The organism is Cryobacterium sp. LW097, from assembly GCF_002205495.2.
In the GTDB taxonomy this organism is placed as follows: Bacteria; Actinomycetota; Actinomycetes; order Actinomycetales; family Microbacteriaceae; genus Cryobacterium; species Cryobacterium zongtaii.
Genome location: NZ_CP021992.1, coordinates 250,009 through 269,543, shown reverse-complemented (window position 1 = coordinate 269,543; position 19,535 = coordinate 250,009). Strand labels below are relative to the sequence as shown.

Here is a 19,535-nt window from a genome sequence, read left to right as displayed (position 1 = left end):
CGGTTACTTGACCGATCCGGCCGTCAGGCCGCCGACGATGTACTTCTGCAACCAGAGGAACAGCGCCATCACGGGCAGGGCCGCGAGCACCGCGCCGGCCGCGAAGACCGAGTAGTTGCTCGAGAACTCCTGCGAGACGAACTGGTAGAGGCCCACCGCGAGGGTCTGCTTCTCGGGCGTGATCAGCACGATGCTGGCGATCACGAACTCGTTGGTGGTGCCCACGAACGACAGCAGTCCGACCACGGCGAGGATGGGCGCGACCAGGCGCAGGATGATGGTGAAGAAGATCCGGGCGTGGCCGGCGCCGTCGAGCTTGGCGGCCTCGTCGATGGAGGCCGGGATCGTGTTGAAGAACCCGTACATCAGGTAGGTGTTCACGCCGAGCGCGCCGCCGAGGTACACCATGATCAGGCCGATCTGGGTGTCCAGGCCGATGGCCGGGAAGATGTCGGAGATGCCGTTGAGCAGCAGGAAGATCGCCACCACGGCGAGCAGCTGCGGGAACATCTGCACGAGCACCAGCATCAGCAGGCCCGCCCGGCGGCCGGTGAAACGCATCCGCGAGAACGAGTATGCGGCCAGCGCGCCGAGAAACACGGTGCCGGCGGAGGTGATGCCGCCGATCAGCAGGGTGTTGCCGTACCAGGCCGCGTACGGCTGCTGCGGCAGGTTGAACAGGGTGACGTAACTGCCCAGGTCCACCTCGCTGAACAGGCCGTTGGCGGTGATCAGGGTGCCGCCGGGGTGCAGCGACGCGGAGAGCACGTAGAGCAGCGGGAAGGCGGAGAAGACCACCATGACAGCGCCGACCAGGTGGCGCCAGCCGGTGGCGCGGAACCACCGGCCGAAGTTGAAGGGCTGCTTGACGGGGATGTATTCCTGGTTGTCCGGGGCTGCGATGTTCGGGGCGATGGTCATCTCAGTTCAACTCCTCTAGCGCCTTGGTCTGTTTGAAGCTGATGATCGACACGAGGGCGACGAGCACGAAGATCAGGATCGAGAAGGCGCTCGCGAGTCCGTAGTCCCGGTTGGCGCCGACGAACGCAACCTTGTAGACCATCGAGATGAGGATGTCGGTGGCTCCGACGTTCACCCCCGCTGTCACGTCTCGCGGCCCACCGTTGGTGAGCATGTAGATGAGGTTGAAGTTGTTGAAGTTGAATGCGAACGAGGCGATCAACAACGGGGAGACCGAGACGAGCAGCAGCGGCAGCTTGATCAGCCTGAACACCTGCCAGGGCTTGGCGCCGTCGACGGTGGCCGCTTCCTGCAGTTCGTCGGGGATGGATTGCAGTGCTCCGGTGCAGACCAGGAACATGTAGGGGAAGCCCAGCCAGAGGTTCACGAAGATGATGCTGAACTTCGCCAGCCACTCGTTGGTGAGCCAGGGAATCTCCGCCCCGCCGAACAGGACCTGGTTGATGAAGCCGAACTGCGGGTTGAGCATGCCCGCCCAGACCAGTGCCGAGAGGAAGGCGGGGAAGGCGTAGGGCAGGATCATGACGACGCGGTAGACGTTGCGGCCGCGCATCCGCAGATCGTTGAACACGATCGCCAGGAACAGGCCGAGGGCGAAGGTGGTGGCCACCGACAGGAACGCGAAGGCGAAGGTCCACAGGGTCACGCTGATCAGCGGACCGCGGATGGAGTCGGTGCCGAATGCCTTGGCGAAGTTGGCCAGGCCCACTTCCACCTTCCAGCCGGGCTGCAGGTCGGCGCCGTCTTCGGCGATGAACGAGCCCTGGGAGGGGTCTTCGGTGTAGACGACACCGGTGCTGGCGTCGGTCATGGTGCCGGCCGCCTCGTCGTAGACGAGGTCGGAGAGGTAGAGGTAGGCGGCGGAGCCGTCCGGGGTGCGCAGGCTGCCGTCGTTGGGGTCGTCGGAGACGGGGACCGCGAGAGCGGCGATGGCCTCCTGGTTGTTCACGATGTCGGAGAAGTTCAGCGTGGTGTAGCCGGGCAGGGCGATGGCCTGGCCGGAGGCATCCGTCTCGGCATCCGAGACGCGCTCAAGGGGCGCGTCCGGGTTGCCGACGCTGATCTCGCCGTCGGGGTCGGTGACCAGGAAGCTGTAGGCGCCGGCCTGTTCGAGCACGGTGACGGCGTAGCTGGGTGAGTCCGGCACGCGTTCCTGCGAGGAGAGGATCAGCGAGTTGACCGCGTCTTCTTTGGTGCTGTTGTGGCCCGTGCCGTAGTTGGTGAAGGCGATGTAGCCGGAGTAGCCGATGACGAAAATCTGGAAGATGATCAGGAAGATCAGACCCGGCGTGAGGTATTTGGCCGGGAGGCCCTTGGCGCGGAAGTAGATCCCGTTGACGACGATGGTGACCAGCAGCACGAGGCTGAAGACCAGCCAGTCCTGCTTGATGAAGAGCACGAAGAGCGCGTAGACGCTGATCGCGTCGACGATGCCGAGCAGCAGTACCTTGACCAGCAGCACCTTGATGCCCGCGGATGCGGCTTCGGCGATGCGGCCCGCCTGCCGGGATTTCTTGGCGGCGACGATCTGGGCCCGATCGCGCTCGGTTCCGGGGGTAGTCATCATTGTCTGCTCTCTAGCCGCCAGGCGGTGATCGTGCGGGTGCTGCGTGCGGATGGTGCGGTGCGCCCGACCCGGTGGGGCCGGGCGCACTCGGTGGTGCTGGTTATTCGATGGCGGAGGCGATGTCCGCGGTCATCTTCTGCCACAGCTGCACCGGGTCACCCTGGTTGCTGATGATCGCAGCCTCGGTGACGCCCCAGAACTGCCAGACCTTGCCCATCTGTGGGATGTTGGGCATCGGCACGGCGGTGGCGCCGACGGCGCCGAATCCGGCGGTGATGGGGTCGGAACTGGCGGCCTCGAACGCGGCGGTCAGTGCCGGCGGACGTCCACCGACCTCGTAGAGTGCGGTCTGCACGTCTTCGCTGCCGATGTAGTTCACCAGGAACTCGTTCGCCGCGATGGCGTTCTTGGTCTTGGCGCTCACCATGAAGCCCGCCACGCCCACGAAGGGCTGGGCAGCCTGGCCACCGGCCGACGGCACGGCGTCAACGGACACGTCGATGCCGGCAGCCTGGGCGTCCGGCACGTTCCACGGTCCGGTCAGAAGGAACGGCGAGGCACCGGCGTAGAACTTCTCCTTGGCGATGTCGCCCGTGAGGTTCACGCTCATGCGGCCTGCCGCACCCTCGGCGGCGAGCCAGGTGGCGAAGGCCTCTCCGCCGGCGTTGCCGACGGTGAGGTCATCGGGGTTGTAGCTGCCGTCGGCATTGGTGCCGAACACCGGGGCCCCGAAGGAGGTCTGGAACGGGTACAGGTGGTACGGGTCGGCCTCGGGGCCGATCTGTACCAGGTAGGGGAATTCGGTTCCCGCGGCGACGCCGGCGGCGGTCATCTCGTCGAAGGTGGCCGGGGCGGTGGGGGCCAGCGCGGTGTTGCGCAGCAGGGCGATGTTCTCGATGGAGTACGGAACGCCGTAGGTCGTGCCCTCGTAGCTCATGGCGGTGACGGCGACCTGCTGGTAGTCGGCCGCGGTGTCGCCGAGCTCGACGGGCTGCACAACGCCGTTGCTGACGAAGTTACCGAGCCAGTCGTGCGCGGCGACGGTGATGTCCGGCCCCTTGCCGGTGGGGACCTGGGCGATGAACTCTTCCTGGATCTTCGCGAAGTCCTTCTGCACCAGCTTGACCTCGACGCCGGACTCCTTGGTGAAGGCCGCGGCGGCGTCCTTCAGCACGGCGGCGCGGTCGGCGTCCACCCACACTGTCAGGGCGCTGGAGTCGGCCTCCGACGAGGTGTCGCCCGAGTTCGAACCGGCCGAGCAGCCGGCCAGGGCCAGGGACGCTGCGACGGCAATTGCGCCGGCGGCCAGCAGGCCATTCTTCTTCACCATCATTGGTGTGCCTTTCATAATCAACATTGACATTTTGTGCAAGCGGTTACATGTATACCTGCCATTTCCTCGATTGGCAACCCAGTGTGTGGTTATCGACAGCTCTGATGCCACATTCGCCAGCAACGTTTGTGGAAGCGCTTGCATGCATCTCAAAATGCCGTAGTGTGTCCGTCATGACAGGCACAGAGTGGTGGCGTAACGCCGTTATCTATCAGATCTACCCACGGTCGTTCGCTGACGCGAACGGCGACGGCATGGGCGACCTCGCCGGCATCCGCTCCAGGCTGCCGCAGCTCGCCGAATTGGGGGTGGACGCCATCTGGCTGTCACCCTTCTACACGTCGCCGCAGCGCGACGCCGGCTATGACGTCTCCGACTACTGCGATGTCGATCCCCTGTTCGGCACCCTGTCCGACTACGACAAGATGCAGGCCGCCGCGCACGACCTGGGCATCCGGGTGATCGTCGACATCGTGCCGAACCACTCCTCGAGCGACCACCCGTGGTTTCAGGCCGCACTGGCCGCCGGCCCCGGCAGCGAAGAGCGCGGCCACTACATCTTCCGCGACGGCCTGGGCGAGAACGGTGAGCTTCCGCCGAACAACTGGGAGTCCGTGTTCGGCGGCAACGCCTGGACCCGCACGACCGACCCGGACGGCACCCCCGGCCAGTGGTACCTCCACCTCTTCGACACCACCCAGCCCGACTTCGACTGGGACAACGAGTGGGTGCGCGCCGAGTTCCGGGATGTGCTTCGCTTCTGGCTGGACCGCGGCGTCGACGGATTCAGGGTGGATGTCGCCCACGGCATGATCAAGGCCAAGGGCCTGCCCGACTACACCCCGCCCGTCGACGGCGGCAGCATGGGCGGCGCGACCACCGCGCTCGAACCCGGCGTTGTGGCGGAGCCCGTCGCCGGAGCCCCGTATTGGGCCCAGGACGGCGTGCACGACATCTACCGCGACTGGCGCATCGTGCTCGACGAGTATGACGGTGACCGGATCCTGGCCGCTGAGGCCTGGGTCGACCCGCTCGAGCGGGTAGCGCAGTGGGTGCGTCCGGATGAGATGCACCAGGCCTTCAATTTCGCCTACCTGGAGACGCCGTGGCAGGCTCCCGCGCTCCGCCGCGTGATCGACGATTCGCTCGCCGCGTTCAGCTCCGTTGGCGCGCCGAGCACCTGGGTGCTCTCCAACCACGATGTCGTGCGCCACGCGTCCAGGCTCGCGCTCACCGCCGACAACCTGCAGGGTCACGGCATCGGCCCGAACACCGTCGGCCTGCCGGACACCGAGGTGGGACTGCGTCGCGCCCGCGCCGCATCCGCCCTGATGCTCGCGCTGCCGGGGTCGAGCTACATCTACCAGGGCGAAGAACTCGGCCTGCCCGAGGTCATCCACCTGCCCGATTCGTCGCGGGAGGACCCCACCTGGTTCCGCACCAACGGTGAGCGCTACGGCCGCGACGGCTGCCGGGTGCCCATCCCGTGGGAAGGCGCCGCGCCGTCGTACGGCTTCGGGCCGAGCGCCCAGAGCTGGCTGCCCCAGCCCGCCGAGTGGGCCACCCTGGCCCGCGACGCGCAGGCCGGTGTGGAGGGCTCGACCCTCGAGCTCTACACCGATGCCCTCGCCCTGCGCCGCGCGAACGAACTCGGCTTCGGCTCGGTGGACTGGCTGCCCTCGCCCAGCGAGGACGTGCTCGTATTCCGCAACCGGAATGTCGTGGTGGTCGCCAACACCGGCGACCAGCCCATCGAGCTGCCCGCCGGCGATGTGCTGCTTTCCAGCGCCACCCTCACCGGGCGCACGCTGCCGGGTGACACCACGGCCTGGCTGCAGGGCTGACCACCTCGCATCACCGAGTAGTCGCCACTCCCCCGCTCGCAGCTCGCTCCCAGCGAGTACCGATGCGGGGGATGGCAGACTCGAGGTGGCCACCGGCGTTCGCTGGGCCGCCGTTGATTGGGGAGCGCTCGTGACTGACCAGGTTGTCGAATGGCCCAGTGACCTCCGGGAAATCCGGACCGAGCTCACCCGGTTCATGATGTCGTACAAGTTCGCGACCGACGAGATGATGACCAAGGTCAACATCCTCAAGGAAGAATTCAGCGCGATCCATGACTACAGCCCGATCGAGCACGTCAGCCACCGGCTCAAGTCGCCGGAGGGCATCCTCAAGAAGGCCAACCGCAAGGGTTACCCGCTGGACCTCGAGGGCATCCGCGAGAACATCCAGGACATCGCGGGCATCCGGATCACCTGCAGCTTCATCTCGGACACCTACAGGGTGCTCGAGATGCTCACCGGTCAACGGGACATCACTGTGCTGCAGGTCAAGGACTACATCAAGAACCCCAAGCCCAACGGCTACAAGAGCCTGCACCTGATCGCGGCGATCCCGGTGTTCATGTCCGACCGGGTGCAGCCCGTCACCGTCGAGGTGCAGATCCGCACCGTGGCCATGGATTTCTGGGCGAGTCTCGAGCACAAGATCTTCTACAAGTACGACGGCGCGGTGCCGACCGCGCTGGTGGGTGAGCTCAAGCAGGCCGCCGACGTGGCCAACCGGCTCGACATCGACATGGAACGCCTGCACGACCAGGTCGTGTCGTTGGGCGAAGCGTCCGAGCCCGTGACGCCGCGAGAGGCACGGCCGGCCCAGCACGGGGCGGACGGCGTCGCACCGTTCCCGCTCCCCCGGTCGCTGCTCGAGGCGTTTCTCGCCAAAGAAGCCTGACCCGGACCTCGCGAAAGCGGGCTTCTGGTCGCCTCGACGCCCGCGAAGCGGCCACCTGACCGCTCTCGCGGGATGCCTGGGGCGCGAGACCGCCGTTGATCGAGCCTGTCGAGATCAGGCGAAGCGCGAGCTAGTTGGTGTTGGCGTAGAGCCAGGCGAGCGGGTCGGTCTTGGTGCCGTTGATACCACCGAGGCGGATCTCGAAGTGCAGGTGCGGGCCCGTCGACATGCCCGTGGAGCCGACCTTGCCGAGGACCTGGCCGACCTTGACGACGTCACCGGTCTTCAGCAGCATCGAGCCGTGGATCATGTGCGCATAGACGCTGGAGACCAGCTTGCCGTCGATCATGTGATCGATGATCATGTGCACGCCGAGGCTGCCCTCGCCGTCCTCGGTGAAGCTGACCACACCGTCGGCGATTGCCTGGGTGGGGGCGCCGAGGCCGGGGTTGAAGTCCTGGCCGCCGTGGTTGACCGAGCAGCCTGCGCAGTTGCGGTAGCCGAACTGGTCGCCCACGTGCACGCCGACCGCGAACGGCCACTGGATGGTTCCGTTCGGGTTGTTGCTGAACGTGTCTTCCATACGGATGCCGCTCGCCGCCGCGACCTCGGCGATGGACTGCGACTGGTAGCTGTCCTGTTCGACGGTGATGGTGTCTGTGCCGTTGGCCAGGTTGATGACCTGGGCGGGGTCGGCGCCGCTCGTGGGCTTCTTGGCTTCGAGGGCCGCGGCCTGCACGTCGCTGGAGGACAGCAGCGCCTCGGCGGGGATCGAGGTGGCGACGGCCATCAGTGCGACGAAGGTCATCGCGATGATCGACCCACCCTTGGTGGCCAGCATGCGCATACGGTGGTGTCCCGAACGTGCCGATGCCACACCGGGCTTGGCGGAGGACGGTAGGGCCCGGGTGCGAGGAACGAAGGCGGGCAGCGTGTGCTCCGGCTCACTCGGCTCCGTGCGGGCCTGTGACGCCGCAGCAGGCTCGCCGGCCGGCGCCTGGTCGTCGATCGCCTGCACGGCGCGCAGCTGGGCACGCAGGGCCGCGCGAGACGGCAGGATGATCGTCGTGGTCGTGGTGTTCGGGGAAACGTCGCTTGGGATCTGCTCGTAGGCCGGCTCGGCAGGCAGCGCCAGATCGCGTTCCTTGAGAACGACGGTCTCGAGGTGAGGTTCGGCCAGTCCGGCACCGACCAGGAGGTGCGCCGCGGGCGACAGCTCGGTGACCGGCTGGGGTTCCACGTCGGAGACGGCAACAAAGTCGGCGGTTTCGGTGGGTGCCGGCTCGGTTACCGGCGTCGGTTCGGCGGCCAGCTCCGCGCGACGCTCGAGCTCGCGCTGTTCGCGACGCGTGAGCGTGCGGTGCGGTGCGAGGGCCGGCTCGGTCGAATCGGTGCTGCCGAGGTCGCTCTGTGAGAGGTCACTGGAGTCGGCTGCGGGGGCATCCGACAACGGGGTGTGACGTGACAAAGGACGGGTACTTTCGGCGCGTTGGACAGGGCTAGAGGCTCGCGTTTTGACGTGAGCCAAAGTAACGAATAGATAAAGGCTAGCTTGCGGAGCGCCGGATGGCCATTTGATGTCGGCAAATCACACCCGAACACGGGGTGTATCCCTCCCTGTGGAGGATGCGCAAGGAGGGCCAGGCGTGATAGCGGATCGGGCGTCTGCCCCGCCATCCAGCGGGTGCGGAGCCGTCAGCGGCACTCCGATTCTCAAATGTCGTCGTCGGCCATAAATTGCTCGAAAAGATTCGCGAGCAGCGGCTCGGCGGTGGCGTACAGATCGGGCGCGGCCGCGATGAGAAGGCTGACGCCTTCACGGTCCGCGCCGAACGCGCCCACCCGGGCGCCGGCCTCCGTGGCGACGAGGGCCCCGGCGGCGTGATCCCAGGGGTGCAATCCGCGCTCGTAGTAGAGGTCCAGCCGGCCGGCGGCCACCGAGCACAGGTCCAGTGAGGCCGCGCCCATCCGCCGCACGTCACGGACCTGGCTGATCAGACCGTGCAGGACCTTCGCCTGGCGGGTTCGCCGGACCGAGTCGTAGGAGAATCCGGTACCGAACAGGGCCAACGACAACGGCACCCCGCTCGTCACCTGCAGCGCGCGCCCGTTCAGGTGCGCACCATCGCCGGCGCGGGCGGAGAACAGTTCGTCGATCGCCGGGTTGCGCACCGCGCCGGCCAGGGCGCTCCAGCTGGCCGGGTCGGCGTCGCCCTCGACCACGGCGATGCTCACGGCGTAACAGGGGATGCCGTAGAGGTAGTTGACGGTTCCGTCGATGGGGTCGACGACCCAGGTCAGTCCGGAGGTGCCCGCGGTGGCGGTGGACTCCTCGCCGCAGAAGCCGTCGTCGGGTCGCGCATCCGCGAGCAGGCCGCGGATGAGCGCCTCGGTCTCCCGGTCCGCGAGCGTGACCACGTCCTCCGGGGACGACTTCGACGCGGCGATCTGCACGCCTTCCGCCCGCCGGCGACGGGCGAGCTCTCCGGCCACCATCGCGGTCTCCTGGGCGAGGGTGAGCAGTTCGGTCGTGGCGGAAGGGGTCATCTGACCACGGTACGCCCGAGCGGTAACGGGCGGGTTAACGCACAAACGCGCCGGAGGCCCGGCGCGTTGTGGTGGTGCTGGTCTTGCCCCATTCTTGCTGTGGCGAGTGCGAGATTCGAACTCACGAAGGCTACGCCGTCTGATTTACAGTCAGATCCCTTTGGCCGCTTGGGTAACTCGCCAGTGCATACCCGGCCATATGTAGCCACGTGACCGGAGACGCTCAGACAGAATACAAGCCGAAGGGCCCAAGTGCGAAATCAGGGTGGGCGGCCGGGCGCCGAACCGGTGGATATGATCACTTCACACCCCCTCTTGCACGCCGGTTAGGAACCCGAATGGTCGGAATCGACGAGGTCGCCCGTCGCGCGGGCGTCTCCACCGCCACGGTTTCGCGCGCCCTGAGCGGCAACGGCCACGTGTCGCCCACGACCAGGCTCAAGGTCAAGGCCGCGGCCCTGGAGCTGGGCTACGTGGTGTCGTCGAACGCGTCCAGCCTGGCGTCGGGTCGCATGAAGAACATCGGCGTGGTCGTGCCGTTCCTGAATCGGTGGTTCTTCTCCAGCGTCGTCGAGGGCGCTCAGAAGGAACTGCTGCACAACGGCTACGACCTCACCCTCTACAACCTCACCGGCGGCGGCGACGAGCGCCGCAGCGTCTTCGAGCACTTCCTGCTCCGTCAGCGGGTGGATGCCGTGATCGCGATCTCGCTGGAACTGACCGAGAGCGAGGTGGCCAGGCTGCACGCGCTCGGCAAGCCGCTCGTGGGCGTCGGCGGCCCGATCACGGGCGTGCGCACCCTCACCATCGACGACGCGGCCGTGGCCCGGCTCGCCACCGAGCACCTGCTCGCGCTCGGCCACACCCGGATCGCCCACATCGGCGGCACCAAGGACTACGACCTCGACTTCCACCTGCCCACCAACCGGCGCTTCGGCTACGAGGCTGCCCTGGAAGCCGCCGGTATCGGCGTGGCCCCCGAGCTGTTCCAACCGGCCGACTTCACCATCCGTGGCGGTTACCAGGCGGCGAAGCAGCTGCTGGGCAGCCCGCACGACCGTCCGACGGCGATCTTCGCCGCGTCGGACGAGATGGCGATCGGCAGCATCCTGGCCGCTCGGGACCTGGGCCTGGTCGTGCCGCGGGACGTCTCGGTGATCGGCATCGACGACCACGAACTGGCGGACTTCTTCGGCCTGAGCACCATCGCGCAGTTCCCGCAGGGCCAGGGCGCCAAGGCCGTGGAGATCCTGATGGACCAGCTGCATCCTGGCCAGCACGACCAGGCGGCCCTGAACACTCCGATGCCGTTCGAGCTGATCGTGCGCTCGAGTACGGCACGCCCCGGCGACTGATCAGAGCGCCGTCGGGCGGCATCCGGCCCTTCTCGGTAACATGGCTCTCATGGCAGATTCTACGTTCGACATCGTCAGCAAGGTCGACCCCATGGAGATCGACAACGCGCTCAACCAGGCTCACAAAGAGGTGGCGCAGCGCTACGACTTCAAGAACGTCGGGGCATCCATCGAAATGAGCGGCGAGAAGGTGCTCATGAAGGCGAACACCGAGGAGCGCGTCAAGGCGATCCTCGAGGTGTTCGAGTCGAAGCTGATCAAGCGCGGCATCTCGCTGCGCAGCCTCGACGCCGGTGAGCCGTACCCGTCGGGCAAGGAGTACCGCATCGAGGCCAGCATGAAGGCCGGAATCGACCAGGAGAACGCGAAGAAGATCAACAAGATCATCCGCGACGAGGGCCCCAAGGGCGTCAAGAGCCAGATTCAGGGCGACGAACTGCGCGTGAGCTCGAAGAGCCGCGACGACCTGCAGTCCACGATGGCCCTGCTCAAGGGCAAGGACCTCGACGTGGCCCTCCAGTTCGTCAACTTCCGCTAGTTCCCCTTCCGCGAACTATGACTTAAGCCCCAGAATCTTCCGAGATCTGGGGCTTTTCTCACGGTTCGCGGATGGTCAGGGCGCGTAGGCGCGGAGCCACCGGGTGAGGGCGGCGTAGGCCGCTTCGCGCGGCGCCTCGGCGGAGAGGACGACGTCGTGCAGGGCTCCCTCGATGCGCGCCACCGTCACCGTCGCACCCAGCCGCACGGCGGCCCTGGCGATGTCGTTCACCACCAGGACGCTGTCGCTGTGCCGCATCTGCTCGCTCCAGCGCGGCAGGATCGTGGACCGCGCCGACAGCAGCGTGAGGATAGGCACCTCGATGCCCAGTCCGGCCGCCACGGCGGCGTGTCCCTCGAGCACCGCGTTCAGCCAGGCCCGGGGCGGTGGGAAACCGCGCGGCGGGCGCCAGCGTGGTTCGTAGGACCACTCGCCGTCGAACTCGGACGAGACCGAGCGGCTGTAGAAGCCCAGGTCCACCTGGGGCAGGGTGCCCAGCGGCTGCACGCGGGCGCCCAGCTGCACGAGCGGCGTGATGAAGGCCCGGCCCACACCGCCGGCCTGAAACTCCAGCCACGGGCTGTTCAGCACGAGCGCATGGGCCCGCCCCGGGTGCCTGGAGGCCCACAGGCTCAGGGTGAGGCCGCCGGTGGAGTGCCCCATCAGCACCAGCCGCCGCCGCGAGGGCCGTTCGGCGTTTTCGCCGTGGCCCATCGCGGCAAGGGCGGCTTCGATGTCGGCGTCGTAGGTGGCCAGGTCGGCCACGAAGCCGGGTGTCTGATGCTCCCGCAGGCTGCGCCCGTACTTCCGCAGATCGAGGGCGTAGAACCGGGCGCCGAGACCGTGCCAGTGCTCGGCGAGGCCGGTCTGGAAGAAGTAGTCCGACCATCCGTGCAGGTAGAGCACATCGGTGCCGTGCGCCGGGGCCGCCGGCGACACCAGGTCGGTCAGGGGCGGGCGGTGCCGCACCAGCGTGGCGACGACCTCCCCTTCGCCGTCGCTGCCCAGCGGCAGGGTAGCTGCCTGGTAGTCACTGCCCAGGATGTCGTCCTGCCAGGCCACAGCACGCGAGCCGTGAGCTAAGCCCCCGAATCGTTCGATTTTCGGTGCTTTGCTCACGGCTCGCCGCTTGCCTACAGTTCGGCGGGGACTTGGGCTCGGGAGACCTCGACCATTTCGTGGCGCGGGACGACCTTGACGCGCACACGGCCCTGCTCGGCGCCGAGCGCCAGCTCGTGCTGGTCGAGGTGGTGCCAGCCGTCGAGGTTGGTGTACGCCACGCCGCGGGACTCCAGCAGCTCCACGATGCTCTGCTCCTCGGGCGCTTCTGGCCGCCACCAGTTGCCGACGTCGTTGATCAGGTGCCGCACGGTCTCCATCGCGTCGGACTTGGTGTGCCCGATCAGGCCCACCGGTCCGCGCTTGATCCAGCCGGTGGCGTAGACGCCGTACATCTGCTGGCTGCCGGTGCTGGACTCGAAGCCGGGCTCACCCTTCCAGAGCACTTGGCCCTCGCGGTTGGGGATCACGCCGCGCTTCTTGTCGAACGGGATGCCGGGCAACGACGAGCCGTAGTAGCCGACCGCCCGGTAGATGGCCTGGATCGGCAGCTCGCGGATCTCGCCGGTGCCGTGCACACCGCCATGGCCATCCGGTGCGGTGCGCTCATACCGGAAGCCGCCGACGTGGCCGTTGCCGTCGTCGGTGACCTCCACCGGTCGGGCGAAGAAGTGCAGGTGCAGCCGACGCGATGCCTGGCCGGTCTCGCGCTTCCGCCACTGGTTGAGCACCTTGTCGATCACGAAGACCTGCTTGTTGCTGGCCACCGCCGCGCGGGCGGCGTCGTCGTAGTCGAAGTCCTCGTCGTAGACGATGATGTCCACGTCGGGCAGCTCGCCGAGTTCGCGCAGCTCCAGCGGGGTGAACTTCACCGAGGTGGGGCCTCGGCGCCCGAACACGTGCACATCCGTCACCGGGGAGGCCTTGAGTCCGTCGTAGACGTTGGCCGGGATCTCGGTGGGCAGCAGGTCGTCGGCGTGCTTGGCGAGCATGCGGGAGACGTCGAGGGCGACGTTGCCGTTGCCGATCACCGCGACGGACTTTGCCTCGAGCGGCCAGGTGCGCGGCACGTCGGGGTGGCCGTCGAACCAGCTCACGAACCTCGCGGCGCCATAGGAGCCCTCGAGTTCGATGCCGGGGATGGGCAGGTTGGCGTCGTGCACGGCGCCGGTGGCGAAGATGACCGCGTTGTAGTGCTTCTTGAGGTCATCGAGGGTGATGTCGGTGCCGTAGCGCACGTTCCCGAACAGGCGGATGTCGCCGCGATCCAGTACGTCGCGGAGCGCGTTGATGATGCCCTTGATGCGGGGGTGGTCCGGCGCCACGCCGTAACGCACCAGCCCGTAGGGGGCCGGCAGGTGGTCGAACAGGTCGATGGAAACGTCGAAGTTTCGCTCGGCCTTCAGGAGGATGTCTGCGGCGTAGATGCCGGCGGGGCCCGCACCGACGATGGCCAATCGCAACTTGGTCATGGAAGCCTTTCTAGCTGGATCGCTCGACGATGGTCTCGGCGAAGCGGGTGAGCGCCTTCTTGACCGAGCCGTTCGGCAGGGGGGCAAGGGCGGCAACGGCATCACGGGCCCAACCGTGAGCCTCCGCGAGGGTCTGGGTGGTCACGTCGTGTTCGCGCAGAGCCGTGATGGCGGAGTCGGCGGCCTCGGTGGCCACGCCGGCGCTGCTCATCACATCGGCCTCGAGGCGGGCGGCCAGGTCGGCGGCGCGCACATCCGTTGCCGCACGCTCACGCAGGCGCAGCAGCGGCAGGGTGGCGACCCCGGCGCGCAGATCGGTGCCGGGCACCTTGCCGGTCGCCTCGGGCTGCGGCGACAGGTCGAGTACGTCGTCGATGAGCTGGAAGGCGACACCGATCCGCTCGCCGAAGAGCACGACGGGCTCCTCGAATTTCTCGGGAGCGTTGGAGAAGATGATCCCGGCCTGGGCGGCGGCGGCGATCAGGGAGCCGGTCTTGTCGGCGAGCACCTGGATGTAGTGCTCGATCGGGTCCTCGCCGTCCTTGGGTCCGACGGTCTCGTGCAGCTGGCCGAGCACCAGGCGTTCGAAGGTGTCGCCCTGCAGGCGCACCGCGCGTTCGCCGAGCCTGCCCATCAGCTGGTTGGCGCGGGAGAAGAGCAGGTCGCCGGCGAGGATGGCGATGGAGTTGCCCCAGACCACCTGGGCGCTGGGCACGCCGCGGCGCTTCTCGGCATCGTCCATGACGTCGTCGTGGTACAGCGAGGCGAGGTGGGTGATCTCGATGGCGGCGGCCGCGCGGACCACGTCGGGGATGGTGCCGTCGCCGAGGTGGGAGGTGAGCAGCGCGAGCATCGGGCGCACGCGCTTGCCGCCGGCGTCGAGCAGGTACCGGCTGGTCACGGCGGCGATCTCGTCGGCGAAGACGAGTTCACCCAGCAGGGTCGTCTTCACCTCTTCGAGGCCTTTGTCGATGCTGGCAGCCAGGCCGCGGTCGGCGGGGGTGGAGAAGATTCGATCGCTCAGGCCCAGCTGCGACGTTACCGACGGGCTCCGGCGGGCCACGGGGGCGGTCAATTTCACTCTGTCAGCCTAACGATCGGATCTGGGAGTTTCAGGAGGTTGAAGCGGGGGCGTGCTCGGTCTTGATTCCGCGGTGCAGAGCCACGATACCGAGACTGAGGTTGCGGTACGCCACGGCATCGTATCCGGCGTCGCGCAGCCAGGCGCTGAGGGTGGGCTGGTTCGGCCAGGCCGCGATGGACTCGCCCAGGTAGTCGTAGGCCTCGGCGTTGGAGGACGCCAGCTTCACGATGCGCGGCATCACATGATTGAGGTAGGCGAAGTAGCCCACCCGGATGGGCGCGACGGGCGGGGTGGAGAACTCGCAGATGACCACGCGGCCGCCGGGCTTGGTGACCCTGTAGAACTCCGCGAGGGCCTTCTTGGGCTCCACCACGTTGCGCAGGCCGAACGAGATGGTGACGGCGTCGAACTCGCCGTCCTTGAACGGCAGCTGGGTGGCATCCGCCTGCACGAACTCAACGTTGGGGTTGTCCGCGTGCCGTTCGCGGCCCACCTTGATCATGCCCGCGGAGAAGTCGGCGGCCACCACGTGCGCGCCGGTGTGCGCGAGGGCCACGCTGGAGGTGCCGGTCCCGGCGGCGATGTCGAGGATCCGCTCGCCGCGGCGCGGGTTGACGGCCCTGGTCGTGGCGACGCGCCACAACGAGGCGTTGCCCACCGAGAGCAACGCGTTGGTGCGGTCGTAGTGGGTCGAGACCAAATCGAACATGGCGGCGACCTGCGCGGGCTGCTTATTTAGATCTGCTCTACTCACCGGTCCAGTCTAGATTGCGACGCGCGGCCCGGGTATCCGCGGGCGCGGGCTTAGGGTAGACAAGTGAATGCGCCAGCTCTAACGGTTGAGACCTCCCCGATTGCCGACATTCGCCAGCTGATCCTGCTGCTCGACGAGCGGCAGCCGCTGCTCTGGATGCGCCGCAACCAGGGCCTCGCCGGCATCGGCACGGCCCTGCGCCTGGAGTTCTCCGGGCCCACCCGCATGACGGATGCCGCCGCAGCCTGGCGCGATGTCGTCGCGGCCGCCACGGTGACCGACCCGCTGGCGCGCACGGGCACCGGCCTGCTGGCCTTCGGCACCTTCGCCTTCGACGACTCCTCCAGCCAGACCAGCGTGCTCATCGTCCCCGAGCTGATCGTGGGCCGCGAGGACGGTCAGTGCTGGGTCACCCGGATCTGGCCCACCGGCCAGGCCGCCCCCGAGATTCCGCTGGCGCTGCACCCGCACGGTGACGAGTACCGCATCTCCCTGCTGCCCGGCGCCCTGAAGCCGGCCGACTACCGGGCGGCCGTCGCCGCCGCGGTGGACCACATCGGCGCCCAGGAGCTGAGCAAAGTGGTGCTCGCCCGCGACCTCGTCGGCCGGCTGCCCGCCGAGTCCGACCTGCGTCTGCTGCTGACCGAACTGGCCCTGGGCTACCCGGACTGCTGGACATACGCCGTCGACGGACTCGTCGGTTCCAGCCCGGAGACCCTGATCCGGGCCGACCACAACGAGGTCAACGCCCGCGTGCTGGCCGGCACCATTTCCCGCGGGGCGGATGCCGCGGCCGACCTCGAGGCCGCCCTCGCGCTGGCCACCTCGAGCAAGGACGGCGACGAACACGAGTTCGCCGTGCAGAGTGTGCTCGCCGCGCTGCGTCCGCACACCTCGGTGCTCACCACGAGTGAGATCCCGTTCACGGTGAAGCTGCCCAACCTGTGGCACCTGGCCACCGACGTCGAGGGCACCCTGAGCGACGGGTCCACCTCCCTCGACCTGATCGCGGCGATGCACCCGACCGCGGCGGTCGCCGGCACCCCCACGCTGGACGCTCTCGCGCTCATCCGCGAGTTGGAGCCGTTCGACCGCGGTCGCTACGCCGGCCCGGTGGGCTGGGTCGGCGCGGACGGCGACGGCGAGTGGGCCATCGCGCTGCGCTGCGCACAGGTGTCCCCCACCGGCGACATCACGGCGTACGCCGGCTGCGGCATCGTCCTGGACTCGGACCCCGACCGTGAGCTGGCCGAAACCAAGATGAAGTTCCGCCCCGTTGTCGAGGCCTTCGGCTGACAGCCGCTCGGGCGCTCGGGCATCCGGTCATCCGCCGGCCAGTCGCCGACCGCAACTGTTCCCGCTCTGGACAAATGGTCCCGGCACACCGGGCGCACTTGTCCGCTTCGGGCACAGTTAGCGGATGTTCCCCGCGGCCCGGCCGGTGCGGACCGGCCTAGGCGGGCAGGTTGTTGGCCTGGGTCACCATGAGGACGACCACGATCACGTCGACGACGATGTTGGTCAATACCGCCAGGATCGAGAGGATCAGAGCGGTCAGGCCGAGCTCCGGACGGTTCGAGCGCCGCCTGGCCAGGAGGCCGAGGATCACGCCGACGCTGCCGATGATCAGGCCGAGCACGGGCATCCAGCCGCAGAGGAATGCGACGACGCCGACGATCATGGCGGACAGGGCGAGCGTGTCTGCTTTGACCCTGGCCGGCGGAGAGGCGGCGGGTGCGGGTGGTGCGGTCCTACCGGGCATGGGGCACTCCTTGGCCGTTCCCGCACGTCTGGCACGGAACGAGTGCAACGGTACCAAACCCGCCAACGCCCCGCACCGGCAACACAAGGCCGGCTTCCAGTTAGCGGGCCAGGGGGACCTCGAGCAGGGTCGGGCAGGCCACCGGCGCCGTCAGGGCGCTCTCCAGGGTGCTGCGGGTCGCCGCCCGCGCGTAGTCCCAGCCGTAGGCGGTGGCGAGAGCCTCGAGATTCACTTGCTGCGGGGTGAAGAGCACTCTGTCGATGGCAGACGGGGCGGCGGTGGTCGCCACCTCGAGGCCGTCGAAGATGGTGCCGCCGCCGTCGTTGCCCACGATCACCTGCAGCCGCGGTCGCACCTCACCGGGCGCAATCAGCAGTGAGCCGGCGTCGTGCAGCAGGGTCACGTCGCCGACGAGCAGCCGGGTCGTGCCCGTCGACAGCGGCTGCGGGCCCGCCTGGCTGGCCAACGCGATGCCCAGCGCCGTGGCAATGGTGCCGTCGATGCCGGCCAGACCACGGTTGGCGTGCACGGGGATCTTCTTGCCCGCCACCCGGCTGTCCAGCTCGCGGATCAGCCGGGACGCGCCCAGCACCAGGCGGTCGTGCGGCCAGGAGGCGCGCCACACGGCGTCGGCGAGCATTGCCCGGGTGACCGGGGCCTTCATCGCCGCGAACTCGGCCTTGGACAGGCCGTGGGTGTTGAAGGCCGGGGCGTCGAGCTCGGTGTCCTCGGCCAGGATGCTCCGGCTCGCCATCACCCACCGGCCCACCCAGGCCCTGGCCTCGCGGGTTCCCGCTACGGCGATCGCCTCGTCGGTGGCGGCAACGGCGCGCGCGAACCTCGCTACCCGGTGCCCGGGGTTGTACCACTCGAGGCCGGCCGGGGCCACGACGATGGTCTGTACGGCTTCACGCAGCACGAGCGCCGGGATCTCCCGGCTGAGGGTGGGGTGGCCGAACACGATCACGCGTTGCACCTGGCCGCCGAAGTCGGCGTCCCCGAGCAGTTCGCGGTAGGCCACGACGAGGTTCGGACCGAACCTGGCGCCGCTGGAGACCTCGGCGATCAGCGGCCAGCCGGCGAGTCGGGCCAGCTCCTCCGCGGCCGGCCCGGCACCGGCGCCGGCGACGACGACGGTGCGGGGACCCGGCGGCAACGGATGCGGCGGATCGGCGGGCGCCGCCGCATCCGGCCGGCCCGGCAGGGACGCAGCAGCGGCGACGGCCTCGAGCTCGACGGCGGCCGACAACGGCTCACGGAACGCCAGGTTCAGCTGCACGGGGCCGGGGTTGTTCGTCTGGGTGCCCAGCGCCGTCGCGTAGGCCAGCCGGGCCAGGGCGAGCGCGGTGCCAGACTCCCCCACGGTTCCGTCGGGGGCTGCCACGTCCTCGCAGAGACGCACGGCCTCCGCAAAGATCCCCGGCTGCACGGTGGTCTGGTTCGAACGGATGCCCCGCAGCTCGGCCGGCCTGTCGGCGGTGAGCAGGATCATGGGCACCACGGAATGGTGTGCCTCGAGCACCGCGGGATGCAGGTTGGCCACAGCGGTGCCGGAGGTGCAGACCACCAGAGCGGGGCGACCGCTCTCGATGGCGAGCCCGAGCGCGAGAAAGCCCGCCCCGCGCTCGTCGATGCGCACGTGCAGGCGCAGCAGGCCGAGCCGTTCGAATTCGGTGGCTGCCAGCGCCAGCGCCTGGGACCGTGACCCCGGGCTGAGCACGATGTCGCGCACACCGAGGCTCACGAACTCGGCCAGCAATGCCACGCTGAAGTCGGTGGCGGGGCTGCCGCTCGGCGCGACCGGACGCACGAGTGCGGTGTCAGGCAGGGTGGTCGAGCCGGAAACGTCGGTGGTCTCAGGCATCCCGTCGGCCCGGCTGGTCACCCTCACCGGGTTCGGTCTTCTTGGGGTCGACTCCGGCGGTGCCGGGATGGGGTGTGTCGTCGGCAGGCGGGTCCATCTTGTCGAAGTCGGCCAGTTCCTGCTCGAGATCGCGGATGCGCTGGTCCTGGTCCTTCACGCGGTCCAGGCCGCGCAGGAAGTCGGGGTCGTCGTCGGGGGCCATCGACCGGGTGACCCGGCCGCCGGTGTTCGCGGCGGTGCTGCGGCGGCCGCGACCGATCACCAGCCACAGCACGGCGCCGATCACCGGCAGCAGGATGATCATCAGGATCCAGGCCCACCGGGGCACGCCACGTATACGATTGCGGTCGAACAGCGCGCAATCCACCACCGCATACACGGTGAGAATGACGACGACGACTCCGAGGCCGAACAACAGGCGGAACATGCTGCTAATTGTAGGCCGGTCAGCCGAGAGATCGGTGAGTACTCTCAGCGGCACGG

Annotated in this window: 17 protein-coding genes and 1 tRNA gene; 5 read left to right on the top strand and 13 right to left on the bottom strand. The window is 68.2% G+C overall.

Going from position 1 to position 19,535, the window contains the following annotated elements:
* Positions 1 to 3: 3 nt before the first annotated feature.
* The 3 genes from B7495_RS01290 to B7495_RS01280 form a co-directional block, all read right to left on the bottom strand.
* The gene (locus tag B7495_RS01290; protein ID WP_088454992.1) at positions 4 to 921 is read right to left on the bottom strand and encodes a sugar ABC transporter permease; all 918 of its coding nucleotides are present in this window, start codon (positions 919 to 921) and stop codon (positions 4 to 6) included.
* A 1-nt stretch (position 922) separates the two neighbouring features.
* A complete protein-coding gene (locus B7495_RS01285; RefSeq protein ID WP_088454991.1) occupies positions 923 to 2,548 on the bottom strand; it encodes an ABC transporter permease subunit in 1,626 nt (541 codons plus the stop codon).
* Positions 2,549 to 2,648: 100 nt separating this feature from the next.
* Positions 2,649 to 3,881 (bottom strand): maltose ABC transporter substrate-binding protein, encoded by a 1,233-nt coding sequence (locus tag B7495_RS01280; protein ID WP_088454990.1) that lies wholly within the window; start codon positions 3,879 to 3,881, stop codon positions 2,649 to 2,651.
* A 173-nt stretch (positions 3,882 to 4,054) separates the two neighbouring features.
* Here B7495_RS01280 and B7495_RS01275 point away from each other — a divergent pair, with 173 nt between their 5' ends.
* Together B7495_RS01275 and B7495_RS01270 are read left to right on the top strand one after the other, a co-directional pair.
* Positions 4,055 to 5,725, top strand: coding sequence for a glycoside hydrolase family 13 protein (locus B7495_RS01275; protein WP_088457813.1), 1,671 nt, complete (start codon positions 4,055 to 4,057; stop codon positions 5,723 to 5,725).
* A 130-nt stretch (positions 5,726 to 5,855) separates the two neighbouring features.
* A complete protein-coding gene (locus B7495_RS01270; RefSeq protein WP_240632336.1) occupies positions 5,856 to 6,617 on the top strand; it encodes a GTP pyrophosphokinase family protein in 762 nt (253 codons plus the stop codon).
* A gap of 130 nt (positions 6,618 to 6,747) precedes the next feature.
* Here the strand turns inward: B7495_RS01270 and B7495_RS01265 are convergent, their stop codons facing one another.
* From B7495_RS01265 to B7495_RS01255, 3 genes are all read right to left on the bottom strand, one after another.
* The gene (locus tag B7495_RS01265) at positions 6,748 to 8,085 is read right to left on the bottom strand and encodes a M23 family metallopeptidase (RefSeq protein WP_133159696.1); all 1,338 of its coding nucleotides are present in this window, start codon (positions 8,083 to 8,085) and stop codon (positions 6,748 to 6,750) included.
* A gap of 245 nt (positions 8,086 to 8,330) precedes the next feature.
* On the bottom strand, positions 8,331 to 9,164 hold the full coding sequence (locus B7495_RS01260; protein WP_088454988.1) for an inositol monophosphatase family protein: 834 nt from the start codon (positions 9,162 to 9,164) through the stop codon (positions 8,331 to 8,333).
* Between the two features lie 100 nt (positions 9,165 to 9,264).
* Positions 9,265 to 9,346: transfer RNA gene (locus B7495_RS01255), tRNA-Tyr, on the bottom strand.
* A 156-nt stretch (positions 9,347 to 9,502) separates the two neighbouring features.
* Here B7495_RS01255 and B7495_RS01250 point away from each other — a divergent pair.
* On the top strand, positions 9,503 to 10,519 hold the full coding sequence (locus B7495_RS01250; protein ID WP_088454987.1) for a LacI family DNA-binding transcriptional regulator: 1,017 nt from the start codon (positions 9,503 to 9,505) through the stop codon (positions 10,517 to 10,519).
* 49 nt (positions 10,520 to 10,568) lie between these two features.
* Positions 10,569 to 11,057, top strand: coding sequence for a YajQ family cyclic di-GMP-binding protein (locus tag B7495_RS01245; RefSeq protein ID WP_088457811.1), 489 nt, complete (start codon positions 10,569 to 10,571; stop codon positions 11,055 to 11,057).
* Between the two features lie 75 nt (positions 11,058 to 11,132).
* Here B7495_RS01245 and B7495_RS01240 read toward each other — a convergent pair whose 3' ends face one another.
* The 4 genes from B7495_RS01240 to B7495_RS01225 form a co-directional block, all read right to left on the bottom strand.
* Positions 11,133 to 12,119 carry an alpha/beta hydrolase gene (locus B7495_RS01240; RefSeq protein WP_088454986.1) on the bottom strand — a complete coding sequence of 329 codons (987 nt, stop codon included), beginning with the start codon at positions 12,117 to 12,119 and terminating at the stop codon, positions 11,133 to 11,135.
* Between the two features lie 71 nt (positions 12,120 to 12,190).
* Positions 12,191 to 13,588 carry an FAD-dependent oxidoreductase gene (locus tag B7495_RS01235; protein ID WP_088454985.1) on the bottom strand — a complete coding sequence of 466 codons (1,398 nt, stop codon included), beginning with the start codon at positions 13,586 to 13,588 and terminating at the stop codon, positions 12,191 to 12,193.
* A 10-nt stretch (positions 13,589 to 13,598) separates the two neighbouring features.
* Complete coding sequence (locus tag B7495_RS01230) at positions 13,599 to 14,669, bottom strand: polyprenyl synthetase family protein (RefSeq protein ID WP_088454984.1); 1,071 nt, start codon at positions 14,667 to 14,669, stop codon at positions 13,599 to 13,601.
* A gap of 31 nt (positions 14,670 to 14,700) precedes the next feature.
* Complete coding sequence (locus tag B7495_RS01225) at positions 14,701 to 15,381, bottom strand: class I SAM-dependent methyltransferase (protein ID WP_088454983.1); 681 nt, start codon at positions 15,379 to 15,381, stop codon at positions 14,701 to 14,703.
* A 108-nt stretch (positions 15,382 to 15,489) separates the two neighbouring features.
* Between B7495_RS01225 and B7495_RS01220 the strand changes: the two genes are divergently transcribed.
* Complete coding sequence (locus B7495_RS01220; protein WP_240632335.1) at positions 15,490 to 16,722, top strand: isochorismate synthase MenF; 1,233 nt, start codon at positions 15,490 to 15,492, stop codon at positions 16,720 to 16,722.
* Positions 16,723 to 16,879: 157 nt separating this feature from the next.
* Here the strand turns inward: B7495_RS01220 and B7495_RS01215 are convergent, their stop codons facing one another.
* The 3 genes from B7495_RS01215 to B7495_RS01205 form a co-directional block, all read right to left on the bottom strand.
* Complete coding sequence (locus tag B7495_RS01215) at positions 16,880 to 17,188, bottom strand: hypothetical protein (RefSeq protein ID WP_088454982.1); 309 nt, start codon at positions 17,186 to 17,188, stop codon at positions 16,880 to 16,882.
* 100 nt (positions 17,189 to 17,288) lie between these two features.
* Complete coding sequence (gene menD, locus B7495_RS01210) at positions 17,289 to 19,052, bottom strand: 2-succinyl-5-enolpyruvyl-6-hydroxy-3-cyclohexene-1-carboxylic-acid synthase (RefSeq protein WP_088457809.1); 1,764 nt, start codon at positions 19,050 to 19,052, stop codon at positions 17,289 to 17,291.
* On the bottom strand, positions 19,045 to 19,479 hold the full coding sequence (locus B7495_RS01205; protein WP_088454981.1) for a PLD nuclease N-terminal domain-containing protein: 435 nt from the start codon (positions 19,477 to 19,479) through the stop codon (positions 19,045 to 19,047). Before B7495_RS01205 ends, menD begins: the two co-directional genes overlap by 8 nt.
* Positions 19,480 to 19,535 lie beyond the last annotated feature (56 nt).